14 protein-coding genes are annotated in these 15,218 nt (G+C 71.2%); 6 read left to right on the top strand and 8 right to left on the bottom strand.

Translation table 11 applies throughout. The annotated features are described in order from the left end of the window. Positions 1 to 265 precede the first annotated feature (265 nt). Positions 266 to 763 (bottom strand): MarR family winged helix-turn-helix transcriptional regulator, encoded by a 498-nt coding sequence (locus D451_RS0112755; protein ID WP_017534705.1) that lies wholly within the window; start codon positions 761 to 763, stop codon positions 266 to 268. 378 nt (positions 764 to 1,141) lie between these two features. On the opposite strand from D451_RS0112755, the gene D451_RS26470 reads away from it, so the two are divergent. Together D451_RS26470 and D451_RS0112745 are read left to right on the top strand one after the other, a co-directional pair. Then, positions 1,142 to 1,945 carry a hypothetical protein gene (locus D451_RS26470; RefSeq protein WP_017534704.1) on the top strand — a complete coding sequence of 268 codons (804 nt, stop codon included), beginning with the start codon at positions 1,142 to 1,144 and terminating at the stop codon, positions 1,943 to 1,945. Between the two features lie 118 nt (positions 1,946 to 2,063). Then, entirely contained in the window at positions 2,064 to 2,810 is a 747-nt protein-coding gene (locus tag D451_RS0112745) for a metal-dependent hydrolase (RefSeq protein ID WP_014910092.1), read from the top strand. A gap of 19 nt (positions 2,811 to 2,829) precedes the next feature. Here the strand turns inward: D451_RS0112745 and D451_RS0112740 are convergent, their stop codons facing one another. From D451_RS0112740 to D451_RS0112730, 3 genes are all read right to left on the bottom strand, one after another. After that, complete coding sequence (locus D451_RS0112740; RefSeq protein ID WP_017534703.1) at positions 2,830 to 3,030, bottom strand: hypothetical protein; 201 nt, start codon at positions 3,028 to 3,030, stop codon at positions 2,830 to 2,832. A gap of 211 nt (positions 3,031 to 3,241) precedes the next feature. After that, positions 3,242 to 4,651 (bottom strand): sodium:solute symporter family protein, encoded by a 1,410-nt coding sequence (locus D451_RS0112735; protein WP_017534702.1) that lies wholly within the window; start codon positions 4,649 to 4,651, stop codon positions 3,242 to 3,244. Between the two features lie 113 nt (positions 4,652 to 4,764). After that, positions 4,765 to 5,598, bottom strand: coding sequence for a MurR/RpiR family transcriptional regulator (locus tag D451_RS0112730; RefSeq protein ID WP_014911232.1), 834 nt, complete (start codon positions 5,596 to 5,598; stop codon positions 4,765 to 4,767). Positions 5,599 to 5,760: 162 nt separating this feature from the next. Here D451_RS0112730 and D451_RS0112725 point away from each other — a divergent pair, with 162 nt between their 5' ends. Together D451_RS0112725 and D451_RS0112720 are read left to right on the top strand one after the other, a co-directional pair. After that, on the top strand, positions 5,761 to 7,008 hold the full coding sequence (locus tag D451_RS0112725; RefSeq protein WP_017534701.1) for a metal-dependent hydrolase family protein: 1,248 nt from the start codon (positions 5,761 to 5,763) through the stop codon (positions 7,006 to 7,008). 148 nt (positions 7,009 to 7,156) lie between these two features. Beyond that, on the top strand, positions 7,157 to 8,839 hold the full coding sequence (locus D451_RS0112720) for a hypothetical protein (protein ID WP_017534700.1): 1,683 nt from the start codon (positions 7,157 to 7,159) through the stop codon (positions 8,837 to 8,839). On the opposite strand, the gene D451_RS0112715 is transcribed toward D451_RS0112720, so the two are convergent. Continuing rightward, positions 8,836 to 11,013 (bottom strand): NB-ARC domain-containing protein, encoded by a 2,178-nt coding sequence (locus D451_RS0112715; protein ID WP_017534699.1) that lies wholly within the window; start codon positions 11,011 to 11,013, stop codon positions 8,836 to 8,838. The two genes, D451_RS0112720 and D451_RS0112715, sit on opposite strands and share 4 nt — an antisense overlap. A gap of 149 nt (positions 11,014 to 11,162) precedes the next feature. On the opposite strand from D451_RS0112715, the gene D451_RS0112710 reads away from it, so the two are divergent. Continuing rightward, positions 11,163 to 11,789 carry a TetR/AcrR family transcriptional regulator gene (locus tag D451_RS0112710; protein ID WP_026125024.1) on the top strand — a complete coding sequence of 209 codons (627 nt, stop codon included), beginning with the start codon at positions 11,163 to 11,165 and terminating at the stop codon, positions 11,787 to 11,789. Further along, positions 11,786 to 12,391: a GNAT family N-acetyltransferase gene (locus D451_RS0112705; RefSeq protein ID WP_017534697.1), complete on the top strand. Its 606-nt coding sequence runs from the start codon at positions 11,786 to 11,788 to the stop codon at positions 12,389 to 12,391. Before D451_RS0112710 ends, D451_RS0112705 begins: the two co-directional genes overlap by 4 nt. Positions 12,392 to 12,406: 15 nt before the next feature. Here D451_RS0112705 and fmdA read toward each other — a convergent pair whose 3' ends face one another. The 3 genes from fmdA to D451_RS0112690 all read right to left on the bottom strand — a co-directional run bounded on the left by fmdA (position 12,407) and on the right by D451_RS0112690 (position 15,106). Further along, a complete protein-coding gene (gene fmdA, locus D451_RS0112700; protein ID WP_017534696.1) occupies positions 12,407 to 13,654 on the bottom strand; it encodes a formamidase in 1,248 nt (415 codons plus the stop codon). A 53-nt stretch (positions 13,655 to 13,707) separates the two neighbouring features. Then, a complete protein-coding gene (locus D451_RS0112695; protein WP_026125023.1) occupies positions 13,708 to 13,983 on the bottom strand; it encodes a regulatory protein, FmdB family in 276 nt (91 codons plus the stop codon). A gap of 91 nt (positions 13,984 to 14,074) precedes the next feature. Then, the gene (locus D451_RS0112690; RefSeq protein ID WP_017534694.1) at positions 14,075 to 15,106 is read right to left on the bottom strand and encodes a substrate-binding domain-containing protein; all 1,032 of its coding nucleotides are present in this window, start codon (positions 15,104 to 15,106) and stop codon (positions 14,075 to 14,077) included. Positions 15,107 to 15,218: the final 112 nt, after the last annotated feature.

Below are 15,218 nucleotides of genomic sequence, written 5' to 3'. Positions count from 1 at the left end.
GTTCCCTCTCTGAGGGCACGCCGAGGACACCCGCGTGGCGGGGTGGTGGGCGTGCCGGTAACGGCGCCCTCGATGGGGCGGGGTCGCCTGGGCCGTCACCGGACTCGGATGACTCGACGAGCGCGGTGGGCCGGCGGTGCCGTTACAGATAGAGCTGGAAATGCATGCCCACAGGTTAACGCGGGACCGTCATCCCGCCCAAGGGGTTTTTCCGCGCCCCTCACGTGTGCTCCACCACCCCGGTCCTACTCGGAAGGCCTCTTCCTCAAGGGTGTTCCTCGCGCTCGGCCCGGTACCCCTCCGTCACGGCGGTCGCCCCTCGCAGGAAACGGTCGACGATGGACAACTCCTCCGGGGAGAACCGCTCCATGACCTCGACGATCCGCTCGTCGAGGCCGCCCCAGTAGGTCGTATGAGCGCGTTCGGCCTCCTCGGTCGGGAGCAGGAGCACCTTTCTACGGTCTCCGGTGTCCCGCACCCGACGGAGGTGACCGCCCCGCTCCAGCCGGTCGACGACGGCCGTCACCGAGGCCGAGGGCAGCCGCAGCTCCCGCCCCAGCCGTCCCGGGGTGATCGGTTCCGGTTCCGTGACCCCGCTCCGCCCGTCGGCCCTGGACGCCTCCAAGACCAGGAGGAGCGCCTCCCCCTCCACGCCTTGGAGTCCACGTAGGCGGTCGAAGGTCTCGCCCGTCCTGGCCAGGGAGAGCGCCGAGGCGTAGAGGTGGTCGGCCGTCCGCCGCCGTCCGGGGTTGTGTCGTTCCATGCCCCCATCATATTATCTCCGAATCGGAGACATCTCGTTTTGGAGAGAGTCTGATGGTGAGAGACCACGCGCCGGATCGGTGGCGCTCCACCGGATCGGCGGGAGAGACCGTTCTGTTCGACATGTTCGACGGCCTCCACCCGATACGGAACGTCTGGGGTCTCAGCGACCCGGACGTGCACTGGATCGACGGCCGCTGGACGATGTTCCTGGGCGGGGTCACCCCCCCGTCTTCGGGTCCTGTTGTTCACCGCGGCCCTCCCCGCGGGAGCCCCGCTCTCCTGCGACGAGTGGTCACTGGTCACCGTTCCCGGGAACCCACGCCGAGCGGCCCCCGTGGCCCCCGCACCGCCCAAGGGTCTGTGGGACTCACGGGGGATGCACACCCCCTCCTACGTGCGCGGCCGTGTCCAGGGCGGGCCGGAGGAGGAGCGGATCTACTACGCGGGACAGTCCTCCCGCTCGGTCACCGGAAGGAAGAGCAGATACTCCATCGGTTTCCTGACCAGGACACCCGACGGTTGGAGACGGCACGGGGCGCCGGTGCACGTGGGCACGCACGAGCGTCCCAGCGTGATGGAACCCTTGGTCCGTTACGACGACGGCCTCTGGCGCATGTGGTACCTGTCCACCCCTCACGAGGTCGGTCGCGGTGAGATGCCCGACTACCGACTGGAGTACGTGGAGGGAACGGACGGCGTCACGTGGAGCACCCCACGTGTGCTGTTCTCCACCGAGGACGGATACTTCGACAACGCCGTCCTCAAGGTGGACGACCACTACGAGATGGTCGTGGCCCGGGGCACGAACCTCCATGGCACCCCCGACTTCCCCGCCCAAGGGCTGTGGTGGCTGCGCTCACCCCGCCCCTCGGGCTCTCGGGAGGAGTGGACGAGGACACCGGTACGGCTGTTGGACACCGACGTCGACCCCTCCCCGTGGTTCGGCGACGGAGGCTGCGGCCCCTCGTTCCACTACGGCGACACCGACGCGGACCGGAACACGATGTACGTCTTCTTCACCGGCACACGAGCACGGACTCCATGGTGGAAGGCCGCCCTCCATCGACTGTCGCTTCGGCGCGGTCTTCCCATGCCCACCCCCTTTCACCTGGCCACCGGCCGGATCTCCCTGCCCGGCTTCCGGCCTCGGACCGGGGAGGACCCTCCGCCCTCTCCATGACGCTTCCGTCGGAAAGGACACTCCTACCGCCCAGAGCCCGCACCCCCGTGTTCACAGGGCCTCCCGGCGCGTCGGATGATGGTCCGGACCGTCCCCCTTCCCCCTAACGGAGGCCACGATGATGGGAAGCTCGCACGCCGCCACCGGTCTGCTCACCGGAGCGGTCGTCGGCGCGCTGGCCGGAACGGAATGGACCGACGTCCTGGTGTGCGCCGCCGTCGGCGCGGGCGCCGCCCTCCTCCCCGATCTGGACGAGCCCGGGTCGACCGTCGGGCGCAGCCTCGGCTTCGTCTCGGAGAAGACCTCCGAGGGTCTGCGGGCCCTGTCCCGGCGGGTGTACGCGGCGACCTCGACCGAACGGGAGGGCAGAGGCGACGGCGGGCATCGGCATCTGACCCACACCCTTCCCGCCGTGCTGGTGTTCGGGGCCCTGGGCTGGCTGGTGGCGCTCTTCCAACCGGTCGGGACGGCGCTGGTGGTGCTGGCCATGGCGGCGTTGGGGGCCGGTACGGTCGCCCGTTCGTTGAAGGGGTGGGGGCCGCTGCGCACACGGCGGCGGGCGGCCCTGGTCGTGGCGATCGTCCTGGCCGTGGTGGCGGCGTTCGCTCCCGGAGGCGCGGCGTGGATGATCGGTCTGACCGTGGCGGTGGGCGCGCTCACGCACGTGCTCGGGGACTGGTTGACCCGGAGCGGCGTCCCCCTGGCCTGGCCGTTCGTGCACCGGGGCAAGCGGTGGTGGATGTTCCGCTCTCCGGTGGCCTTCCACACCGGCAAGAGCCCGGTGGAGGTGGCGATCCGATGGGTCTCCCTGGCGGGGACCCCGGTGGTGGCGTTCCTGGCGGTCCCCACCGTCCCCGTGGGCTGAGCCCCTTCCGCTCGGGGCCTCAGGGGCTCCTGTCGAAGCGGGCGAACCGGACCAGGGACCACACGGCGACGCCGCACAGGGCCGCCCAGGCGACCCACAGCGCCCAGATGAGGGGGGTGAGGCCGATGATCAACGTCGCGCTCGCCGTGGCGAGAAGGAACATGACGTTGGTGATGACGGTCCACTCGACCGCTTTGCGGGCCCTGTCCTCGGCTTCCACGCCGCCTCCTCGTCATCGTGAACGGGGTCGTGTTCGGGGAAGCGGCACCGCCGGCGGTGCCCTGTCGCCCCTTCCTCGTCCTCGTACCCGCGGGCCCTCGTGGAGCGGGGGCGGTGGCCGGTTCCGGTCTCGGCCGCGTGAACCGGGACGCGCGAGGGCGGGCGTCCCCTCATATGGAAGGGGACGCCCGCCCGAGGAGGAACGGTCCGGGTCAGTCCACCCCGGCCGCCTCCAGGGTGCGCGGGTCCGGAGCCTTGGTGAGGAGGCTGGCGGCCACCAGCGCGATCACGGCGGCGGGCAGCGCCACGATCACCCCGTTGAAGCCGCCGGGCGCCCCGACCAGCTCCCAGCCGATGGTGACCGCCGATCCGACGATCAGGGCGGCCACCGCCCCGGCGGTCGTGGCCCGCTTCCAGAACAGGACGGCCAGCACCGCGGGGGTGATCGCCGCTCCGTAGACCGTGTACGAGTACATCTGTAGGTCCAGGACGGTCGGGAAGTACAGGCCCAGGGCGATCGCGATGAGGGCGATGGCCACGATGGACAGGCGCTGCACGACCAGGGTGCCCCGGTCGCCCACCTTGTTCCCGCCGAACCTGGCGAACAGGTCGAAGGCGACGTTGGAGGCGGCCGAGAGCATGAACGAGGAGCCGGTCGTGATGACGAAGGCGACCGCGCCGGCCAGCAGCAGTCCGCCGATCAGGGTGGGCACGTGACCTTCGGAGGCCAGGCGCAGCACGGACTCGTCGCCGTTGATCCCGGGCATGAGCACGGCGGCCGAGGTGGCCAGCAGGATCACGGGGATGAAGACGAAGAAGCTCGCGCCGAGCATGCCCAGGGTGGAGGTGCGCGCGGAGCGCTCGTCCTTGGCGGCGGCCAGGCGCTGGTAGAGGTTCTGGTCGGCGAGCAGGAGCAGGAACAGGGGCAGGAAGTAGCCGAGGAGCTGGAGCGGGCTCAGGCCTCCGCTCGGGGTGGTGGCGACCTCGGGCAGCCCCTCCCAGTAGGCGGCCGGGCCGCCGATCACCATCAGGACCAGGGGCACCGACGCCACCAGCGCGCCCAGGACGAGGATGGCCGAGACGAAGTCGGTGTAGGCGACGGAGAACAGTCCGCCGGTGACGGTCAGGACGGTGACGACGAGGGCGGTGAGCAGGGCGCCCTGGGTCGGGGTGAGCGGTGTGATGAGCGCGATCACGTAGCCGCCGCCGACGAACTGCGAGGCGACCAGACCGATGTAGGCGACGGTGGTGACGATCGCGGCGACCGTGCGCACGCCGGTGCCGAAGCGGGCTTCGAGCAGTTCGGGGATGGTGTGGCGGGCCGCCCGGCGGATCCGGCGGGCGGCGAACAGCAGGACGAGGATCCCCAGCGGGGTGCCCGCGAAGAAGACCATCCCGGCGATGGGCCCGTGGGTGTACGCGAAGTTGGCGCCACCGATGATGGTGCCCGATCCGACCCAGGTGACCAGGAGGGTCGCGATCATCACGGGGGTGGACAGGCTCCGGCCGGCGAAGAGGAAGTCCTCGCCGCCGCGGACCTTGGAGGGTCGGGAGAAGTACAGGCCGATCCCGACCATCACCAAGAGGTAGAGGGCGAGGATGACCAGGTGGGTCGTTTGCATGGGCTGCCTCGGGAGATACGCGCACGAAGGGGTGAACAGCGGGTGAGGCCAGATGTAACCAGCAACGACGACTGTGATGCAATACTTATTGCATCTTGTGTGACTTGAATCACTCAGAAGAGTTCGGCGTCCCGCCAGAGCCGTTCCGCCGTACGCACCGATTCCAGGGCGTTCTCGCCCCCGACCCGGGCCAACTCCGCCAGGATCGCGTGGACGACCGTCATCGCCGCCGTCAGCGACGGGAACATCCCGGCACCCTCGCTGGGAACGACCACCACCTCGTCTGCCGAGGACACCAACGGCGACTCGCGCCGGTCGGTGATCAGGGCGACGCGCACCGAACGTTCGGCCGCGATCTCCACCGCCCTGCGCAGCGCCAACGGGAGCATCCACAGATCGCAGACCACGACGAGGTCGCCCTCGCCCATCCGGGCCAGGGCGTTGGTCAACACGGTCCCGGCCGAATCGTGGATACGCACGTCATAGCCCATGATCACGGCGGCGTGGGAGAGCTGCACGCCCGGAGCGGCGAAGGTCCCCGACCCCAGGACCAGCGTGCGCCGGGACCGGTGGATCGCCGCCGCGATCGCCTCGATCCGTTCGGGTTCGAGCGTCCTCTCCAACAACCTGAGGTTCTCCCGGTCCGCGCGCACGGCGGCCCGCACCGGATCGGCCCCGGACTCCGAATGCTCGGCCAGCACCTCCCCCGCGCTGAGCGAGGACAGGTAGCGCGAGCGCAGCTCCACCCGGAGCGCCGGCCAACCGGAGAAGCCCAGGTGCTGGGCGGCGCGCACCACGGTCGCGACGTTGACCTCGGCGCGTTCGGCCACCTCGGCGGCGGTCGCGTAGGAGGCGAAGCGCGGCTCGTCGCGCAGGACGCCCAACACCCGCTCGGTGGCCCTACCCGGCCGCCCTCGCGCCGACGTCTCCTCGATCCAGTCCGCCATCGATCCCCGATCCTCCCGTTCCGGCGGTCCGGTTCCTCCGGGCCACGCCGTTCTCAGCGATACCACCCCCGTGCGAGAACACGAAGCCGATGCAACGTATATTGCATCCTGTTGTTCCCCGTCCCCCGACACCGCACGCTCGTCCGAACCAGGAGGCTCCCCGTGTCCGACCACCCCCGGCCCACCGTCCTCACCAACACCACCCTGCTCGACCCCGAGGACGGCGCCCTCGCCCCCGGCTCCTGGCTCCTGATCGAGGACGGCGTCATCGCCGCCCGCGACACCGGCGACGTCCCCGCCGGGATCACCGACCGGGCCGAGACCGTCGACCTGGCCGGCGCCACCCTCATGCCCGGACTCATCGACGCCCACGTGCACGTCACCGCCCTCAGTGCCGACCTGGGCTCGGTCTCCGACCACTCGCCCTTCTACGTCGCCGCCTACGCGGCCGGTTCCCTGTCGGCCATGCTCGGACGCGGCTTCACCACCGTGCGCGACGTCGGCGGCGCCGACTGGGGCCTGGCCCTGGCCGTGGAGGAAGGGCTCCTGGAGGGCCCCCGACTGATCTTCGGCGGCAAGGCCCTGTCCCAGACCGGCGGCCACGGCGACTTCCGACCGCGCGGACGCCACGGCAAGGACGGGGACGGCTGCTGTCCCGGGGCCGGCCTGGTCTGCGACGGCCCGATCGAGTTCCGCCGCGCCGCACGCGAACAGCTGCGGACCGGCGCCCACCACGTCAAGGTGATGCTGTCGGGTGGGGTGGCCTCGCCCACCGACCGGATCGACTCCACCCAGTCCTCCGAGGACGAGCTCCGCGCCGTCGTCGAGGAGGCCGAGGCCGCCAACCGCTACGTCACCGGCCACGCCTACACCGCACGCGCCGTCAACCGGGGCCTGCGTCTGGGGGTCCGCTGCATCGAGCACGGCAACCTCATCGACCAGAGCAGCGTCGAGCTGTTCGTGGAGCACGGAGCGTTCCTGGTCCCGACCCTGGTCACCTACCGCGAACTGTCCCGACAGGGGGCGGAGAACGGGCTGCCCGCCGAGAGCCAGGCCAAGGTCGACACGGTGCTGCACCGGGGTCTGGAGGCACTGCGCATGGCCCATGAGGGGGGTGTGCGCCTGGCCTTCGGAACCGACCTTCTGGGCGGTATGCAGGAACACCAGAGCGGCGAGTTCGCCATCCGCGGTCAGGTCCAGCCCGCCGCGGACGTGATCCGCTCGGCCACCACCGAGGCCGCGGCGCTGCTCGGCCTGGAGGGGGAGATCGGAACGCTGCGCGCCAGGGCCCGCGCCGACCTGCTCATCGTCGACGGCGACCCGATCGCCGACCTGTCCCTGCTGGCCGAGCCCGAGCGCGGTGTCCGCGCGGTCCTCCAGGGCGGTTCTCTGCGACGCGGACGTCTCTGACCTCGAAGACCTCCCGCTCTTCGGCCGGCCCTGTCCGATGAGGGCCGGCCGACGGTTGTGGGCCCCGCCCCCGCTTCCCGTAGTGTGATCTTGCTGAACCGGGATACTCCGGACGAAGCGAGATACAGAGAGTTCCGAGAATCGCACCGTGAAGCGTCGAGGACCCGAGTGGGCGACCATCTTCCCTGATCGGGAGGTCCTCGCCGTCGTGCGCAGTGTCCCCGCCGCCGGCCGGCTGCTGGACGTGACCTCCCTGCTGGCCGACGATCGGATCGGCGTCACCTTCACCGTCACCCCGGGTTCGGCCTCCGAGTCCGGTGTCGAACCCCTGCTGCGCGCCGCCGGGGTCGAGGACATCGTCCCCTGGGAGGAGGCGGTCGAGGAGCCCCGTCACCTGGCCCTGGCCGCCAGCGGCAAGGGCGACCTGCACCGTCTCGACACTCCGCTGGTGCTCATGCCGCACGGGGCCGGCCACAACCGGCGGGTGGGCGAAAGCCCCGGCTCGCTGGAGGCCGCATCGGGGCTGGACCCGGCCGAACTCTCCCACGAGGGCGAGCCCATCGCCGCGCGCTTCCTGTTCTCCCACCGGGAACAGCTCGAACGCCTCCATCGCTCCTTTCCCGCCGCGCGCGGACGCGGGGTGGTGGTGGGCGACCCCGCCTTCGACCGCATGCTCGCCGCCGCGGGTCGCCGCGACCGTTACCGGGAGGCGCTCGACGTGGGCGGACGTCGGCTGGTGGTGGTCTCCTCCACCTGGAACCGGGGCTCGCTGTTGGGCGCCCGCCGCGATCTGATCCGCGACCTGTTGGCCGAACTCCCCTACGACGAGTACCGGGTGGCGCTGGTGGCCCACCCCAACGTCTGGCAGTCCCGTGGACGCTCCCAGCTGGAGCTGTGGCTCTCGGAGGAGATCGAGGCGGGGCTGGTGCTGATCCCTCCGTCCGAGGGGTGGCGCGCGGCGTTGACCGCCTCGGACGTGGTCGTGGGCGACGTGGGCTCGGTGACCTACTACGCCGCCGCCCTGGGCCGGCCGGTGCTGCTCGCCGCCTTCGACACCGACGACATCGACCCGGGCTCCCCACTGCTGGAGTTCGGGGCGGCGCTGCCCCGACTGACATCGGGCGGGGTCGCCGACCAGGTGGACCGGGTGCTGCGCTCCCCCATCGCCCCGGTGGCGGATCTGCTCATCGAACACCACGGGGGTTCGGCCGCCCGGCTCCGGTCGGTGCTGTACTCCCTGCTCTCTCTGCCCGAACCCGGACGCGCGGCCTACTATCCGCCCCTGCCCGACCTCGAACCGTGCCCCGACGACGTCACCGCCTGGCGTGTGGCCGCCGAGATCACGACCGTCGGCCCCGAGGCCGAACTCCACCTGCGCCGCCACCCCTCGGCGGCCCCCGGGCGCGCGCCCGCACGGGCGGCCACCCGCCCTCTGGTCGTGGACGCCGAGGACACGGTGGTGCCCCGCTGGGACGCGGCCGACGCCTGGTCCCGACGGCGGGCGCGCACCGAACGCGACGCCGGCGCCTGGGCCAAGGAGCGGGTGAACGCCCACCCGCGCGCCCGTGTGGCCGTCGCCTCGACCGGCCCGCGCTCGGCCCTGTTGGTGCACCGTCGCGGAGCGGCGATGCGCGTCCACGACGAGCGGGCCCAAGAGGACGAACGTCCCTTGGACACCTCGCTGGTGGCCGCCGCCGCGGTGGTCTGGGCGCGCCGAGAGGAGACGTGGCGGGCCTGGCACCGAGGGGTCACGGTCCATGTGGGCGACCGCGTCCTCCGGTTGAGGGGCTCGCGCCCCTCCCCCGAGTTCGACCTCCTCGAAGAGCCCTAGGTCGTGTAGCGGGCGAAGTCGCGCTCGATCCGCCCCGCCTCCTCCTCCAGGTGGTGGTGTCCGGCGACGGTGCCGGCCCAGCGCAGCCGTTCCAGGGCCCGGCCGACCGCGCCGCGCTCGTGTTCCAGTTCGGCGAGAAAACGTGCGGTCTCCACCTGTTTGACCGGTTCGGCCATGACGATGAAGACCTCCAGGGCGCTCTCGGCCTTGACCTCGGCCTCCTCGCCCTGTCTGCTCCGCGCCAGGACCCGGGCCAGGGACAGCCTGATCCGGGCGCGCAGGAGCCTCCAGTCCTCGGCGATCCAGCGGCTCTCACGCGTGGGTTCGGCGCTCTCCAGCTCCCCCAGGCGGCGGTCGGCGATCCGCTCGGCCCGGCACAGTTCTCGGGAGGCCTTCGTCAGGTCGCCGCTCCGGCGGGCCTGGTCGCCGAGCTGGTAGGTCTGCACGGCCTCGCCTCGGGGCAGCCCGACGTCGCGGTGGATGTCGCGGGCTCGGGCGAACAGTTCCGTCGACTCCTCCTCGGGCAGGCCCTCCAGGTGGGGGAAGCGCCCCTTGAGCAGACCCAGGGTCTCCAGCAGGACCGCCCGGTGGCGTTCGTCGTCGGAGCGTTCGGCCGCCCGTTCGGCTTCCTGCACCAGGGGCAGGGCCCGCTCTGCCATCCCGTGCGCGACGTACATTCGGGCCAGGTAGTTGGCGCAGCGTACGATCGCGCCGTCGTGACGCAGGTGGCGGGACACCTCCAGGGCTCGGTGGTAGATCCACAGCCCCAGGGTCAGGCGGCGCCGTCCGTAGCAGGTGGGCCAGACCGCGTCGGCCAGGAGCGGCACCGCCGTGGGCTCGCCCAGTTCCAGGGCCATGGTCATCAGGTCCGGAACGTGGAAGAGCTGGGCGTCCTGCCACTCCATGGCCTCGCCGCGGGTGGAGAAGGGCGCCCGATAGTCCCGCTGGGGGAGGGTGAGTTCGGCCGTGGCGAGTTCCCCGGCGAGCCGGTAGCGCTCTCCGAGCATGGCACGGTCGGCCAGGTGGTGGGTGACGGTGTAGAAGCGCAGGATCGCGGCCGCGTCCAGACTCCGGTGCTCGTTGTCGCCGTCGCGGACCCGTTCCCGGACCAGTTCCACGAGCCTGCGGTCGCCCCGGGTCCCGGTGTGCAGCAGGCTGGCGTCGGACAGCCGCTCGAGTGTCCGGGGGGCCTGTTCTCCCAGTAGGGTCCGGGCCAGTTCCTCGGAGAAGTCCCGTCCCGGGTGGGTCGAGAGCAGCTCCAGCAGACGGCGTTCGTCGGGTCCCACTCCGGACAGGACGATGTCGACGACGATCTCCGCGCCCGAGAGCGGACGGACGGCGGCGCGGCGGCGTTCGTCGATGGCCTCGACCAGTTCGGCGACGCCGATCTCCTGGACCTCCAGTTGCGCGGCGGCCATCCGCACGACCCCGGGCAGGTGGCCGCACAGTTCCACGAGGCGTTCGGCGGCGGCGTACTCGTCGGGGTCGGTCATCCGCCGTCCCACCCGGCGGAAGGAGCGTAGGAGCGCGAGGGAGTCCCGGGGGTGGAAGACGTCCAGGGGCAGGTGTTCGGCGCCCCGGCTCACCCACGCGCCCAGGGAGTCGAGTCCGGGCTCGCAGGCGGCCACGACCAGGTGCGGGCCGGCCCCGAGCGTGAGGGCGTCGAGTTCGGTGTCGTCGGCGACCCCGTCCAGGAGCAGAAGGAGGCGTTTGCTGCCGGTGACGCCGCGCAGCCGGTCGCGCAGGAGCGCCACGTCGGTCTCCTCCCGCAGGTCGTGGACGTGCAGGTCCCGTAGGAGGGAGCGCAGTACCCCGGCCAGGTCGAGGATGCCCTCCTGGTCGCGCCATCGACGCAGGTCGACGTAGAGGCTGCCCTCTTCGAACCGGTCCAGGACACGGTGGGCGGCCTCGGCCAGGGTGGCGCTCTTGCCGATGCCCTCGCGTCCGCTGAGCAGGGCCAGGGCGCCCTTGCGGTGTTGGAGGACCTGTCCGGCGAGGGTCTCCACGAAGGTGAGTTCCTCGAACCGGTTGACGTGTTTGAGGTCGGCCTCGGGGACCCGGCGCGGGGGCGGTGGCGGCTCGGGCGGGGCGAGGTGGAGGTGTGCGATGTCGCGGGCCTGGATCGCGTTGCCCTGGTTGTCCCGCATCCGGTTGTGGTGTTGGGGGTCCGACACCGTTGGCCTCCTGGGTGTTCTCGCGAGCGCGCCTCGTGGTCACGGCCACCGACGATCCTAGCCCTCGCGCCCTCTCCCGGTCCCGACGACGGTTCCCTCTCCTTCGCCGCCCCCATAGAATGAACAAACGTTCATTCATAGGAGGACGGATGCCGAGAACCCCCGAACAGCATCGGGCCATGAGGGCCGCCACCCGGGAGCGGGTGCGCACGGCCGCGATCCGACTCTTCTGCCGCCGCGGATACGCCGGGGTGGACATGCGCGCCATCGCCGCCGAGGCCGGGATCAGCACCGGCTCGATCTACCGCCACTTCGCCACCAAGGACGAGCTCTACGACGACCTGGTCGCCGAGGCCGCCACCGGCCTGCGGACCCTGGCCCGGAGCTTCACCGACACCGACCTGGTCGTGGAACCCCTGCGCGGGTTCGTCGAGGTGTTCCTGGCCGACCTGTCCCGGGACACCGGAGCAGTGGAGTTCTACCTGCTGATGAACCAAGTCTTCGCCTCCGGCGTCGAGGCCGGGCCGGAGCGGGGCGCGGCCGTGGAGGATCTGCTGCGGGCCCACCGCGAGGTGACCGGTGCGGTCGTGACGTTGATCGAACGCGGCCGGGGCCGGGGTCTGACCCGGCCCGCGCCCGCCGCGGAGCTGGCCACCTGCTTCTTCGCCACCCTCGGCGGGCTGGCCATGACCCGCTCGGCCCTGGGCGAGGCCTTCGTCGCCCCTTCCGTCGCCACCGTGACGGGGATCCTGCTGGTCGAGGAGACGACGGTATGAGCGAGACGACGAGGATCCGGGTCGTACGCGGCGACGAACTGGGCGAGGAGGGGAGCGCGTGGATCGCCCGCCTGTACGTGGAGGGATTCGGCGACGACCTGGCCTTCTTCTCCAAGGACCCCGAACGGTTGACGGCCGCCCTCGAACACGCCCTGGTGGCGCGCCACGCCCATGTGGCGCTGGTCGACGGTGAACCGGCGGCCCTGGCCTTCCTGGTCCAGGGGGAGCAACTCTGCTTCGAGCACGACGCCGCCGAGCTGCGCCGCCATCTGGGGTGGTACAAGGGCACCATCGCCGACCTGGTGTTCCGCTCCCAGTTCCAGAAGGTGATGCCCGACGCCGGGCCGGGCATCGGCGAGATCGCCTTCGTGGCCTCGGCCCGACGCTTCCGGGGACGCGGCGCGGCCAAGGCCGTGCTGGAGCACATCCTGACCCTGCCCGGCTATCGCGAGTTCCGGCTGGAGGACATCTCCGACGTCAACGAGTCCGCGCTGGGCCTCTACGAGCGGGTGGGTTTTCACGAGTACCGCCGAAGGCGGGTCCGGCACACCCGGTGGAGCGGCATCAACGCCTACGTGTCGATGCGGCTCGTCCGAGAGTGAGGACCCGCCCTCGGGTCAGGAGGTGACGGCGACCTGGCCCCGGTCGGTGGCGACCGGCCCCGCGCCTCCGGGGCGGATGTCGTCGTGGAAGATCTCGGTGGGCAGATACAGGGCGCAGCAGGCGTTGGGCACGTCGACCACGCCGCCGATCCGCCCCTCGACCGGCGAGGTGCCCAGGATCAGGTAGGCCTGCTCATCGGTGTACCCCCACTTCTTGAGGTAGGAGATGGCGTTGAGGCAGGCGTTGCGGTAGGCCTCGGTGGCGTCCAGGTACAGGTTGGTGTCGTCGCGGTGGTCCACCGAGATGCCGATGAAGGTGAGGAACTCCGAGTACAGCGGGGCGACCCGGCCCGGTTGGAAGACGGGGTTGCGATGGACGCCGTAGGTGTCCATCCCGCCCTTGATGAGGTCGACGCGCAGGTCGATGAAGCCGCCCATCTCGATGGCGCCGCAGAAGTTGATCTCGCCGTCGCCCTGGCTGAAGTGCAGGTCGCCCACGGACAGCAGCGCTCCGGGGACGTGCACGGGGTAGAAGATCCGGGAGCCCCGGGTGAAGTTCTTGATGTCGTGGTTGCCGCCGTTCTCCCGGGGCGGGACGGTGCGGGCCCCGGATTCGGCGATGCGCGCCAGCAGGTCGCCGTCGGCGTTGCCGGCCAGGGCGCCCCGGGCCAGGGGCGGCAGGGCCAGCGGCGGCACCCGTTCGGGGTCGGTGGCGATGAGGGCCCGCTCGCGCCGGTTCCAGCTGTCGAGCAACTCGTGCGAGGGCGCCACGCCCATCAGGCCGGGGTGGGTGATGCCGGTGTACTCGACCCCGGGTACGTGGCGGGAGGTGGCGGCCTGGCCGTGGAAGTCCCAGATGGCCTTGTAGGCGTCGGGGTAGTAGTCGGTCAGGAAGCCGCCGCCGTTGACCTTGGCGAAGATGCCGCTGTAGCCCCAGCCCTGGCCGCAGACGGGTCCGCGTTCTCCGGGGATGGGGCCCAGGTCGAGGATGTCGACGATCAGCAGGTCGCCGGGCTCGGCCCCTTCGACGCGGAAGGGGCCGCTGAGCATGTGGCAGCGGTCCAGGTCGACGTCGCGGACGTCGTCGGCGGAGTCGTTGTCGCCGATCTGGCCGTCGGTCCATTCGCGGCTCTCGACGCGGAACTCCTGTCCCGGGCGTACGGTGGCCGCCGCCGGGACCTCGGGGTGGAAGCGGTTGTGTCCGGGGACCGCCTGCTGGGCCATGGTCTTGGACGGATCGTGGCTGAAGATGACCTCGGGCATGGTGTGGCTCCTGGTGGTGTCCGTTCGAGCGTGGCCGGTGATGAACGTCGAGCTCAGGCCCGGGGCAGTAGGGCGTGACGGGGGTCGGTGAAGGACGTGGGGGCGGGATCGGGCGCCGGGCGGGTGACGACGGCGGGCCGGTCCGTGCTCTGTTCGGCGGCCTCCATCACCCGGCCTCGGGCCGCGGGGACGGCGCGCACCATCGGTGCGGTGAAGGCACGGCGGGCGCTCCGGCCGCAGGAGCAGTCCGTCTCTCGCGGCGCTCGCCCCATGGGGGCGTCCAGGTCGGTCTCGTGGCGGTCCGGACAGCGGTAGAGATAGGTGACCATGATCACTCCTTCCAAATGAAAATAAGCCATTTGGAAGCAAGTGGCAAGGGTCACCCCCGGCGACACCGGAGACGGATGTGACCGAACACCGTCACAGCCGGGCGAGGATCTCGAAACCCAACCCGTCGGCCCTGGCCATGTACACGCGCTGATGGATATGACCCGACCTCAACCGCATCGGCCCGCGCGGACCGTCGTAGCCCACCGAATCGGCCACCCGCGACAACCGCTCGGGCCGGTCCGTGCCCGCGCGCCGCACCAGCGCCTCCAACGCCATCAGCCCCTCGTAACAGGACTCGGCCATGTTGTTCAGCGGAGGCGCCTCCGGGCCGTGCATGGCGGCGTAGGCGCCCGACAGCTCCAACGCCGACTCGGTCGGCAACGACCGGAAGTAGGCGGCGGCCACGAACAGATCCTCGGTACTGTCCGCCCCGCTGCCCAACAGCATGTTCTCCTCCATCAACGGGGTCAGCCGCCGGACCCGGGACTGCAGGTCTGCCTCGGCGAAGGCCCGATTGAAGGCCACCGCGTCCTGACCCACCAACAGCATCAGGACGGTGTCCGCGCCACTGACGCGCACGCGCTCCAACACCCCGCCGAAGTCCTCCGTGCCCAGCTCGACGAAGGCCTCCCCCACCACCCGCATCCCCAAATCGTGGGCGTAGCCACGACAGGAACGGGCCGTACTGCGCGGCCACACGTAGTCGTCACCGACCACGAACAGATCCCGCGCCCCCTGCTCATCACGCATCCAACGCATGGCCGGAGCGACCTGATCGGGCGGGGTCTCCCCCGAACAGAACACCCCCGTCGCGCTCTCCCCTCCCTCGTAGAGCGAGGTGTAGACGTAGGGCACGTGCCCGCCCACCACCGGCACCAGATGCTGTCGCACCCGCGAGATGTGCCAACCGGTCACCGCGTGGATCCGCCCGGCCCCGACCAACGCCCCCACGTCGGCGGCCACCTCCGACGCCGGACGGCCCCCGTCGATCACCACCGGCCGCACCCGACGCCCCAACAGACCCCCCTCGGCGTTGATCCGGGCCAGCGCGGTCTCGGTGACCGCTTCACAAGAGGGCCCGAAGATCCCCGCCGAACCCCGCAACGGGATCACGACCCCCACCGGAAAGTCCTCACCGCGGGGTCTCGGGTCGTGTTCGGGACAATGACACGGCATGGCGCCCCCTCGGCTCACGCCACCGGTCCACGTCACCGAGCGTCACCACCGGTTTCGG

Source organism: Nocardiopsis alba DSM 43377, assembly GCF_000341225.1.
Lineage (GTDB): Bacteria > Actinomycetota > Actinomycetes > Streptosporangiales > Streptosporangiaceae > Nocardiopsis > Nocardiopsis alba.
Note: the sequence above shows the minus strand (reverse complement) of the source record. Positions and strands in the feature narration are given on the sequence as shown.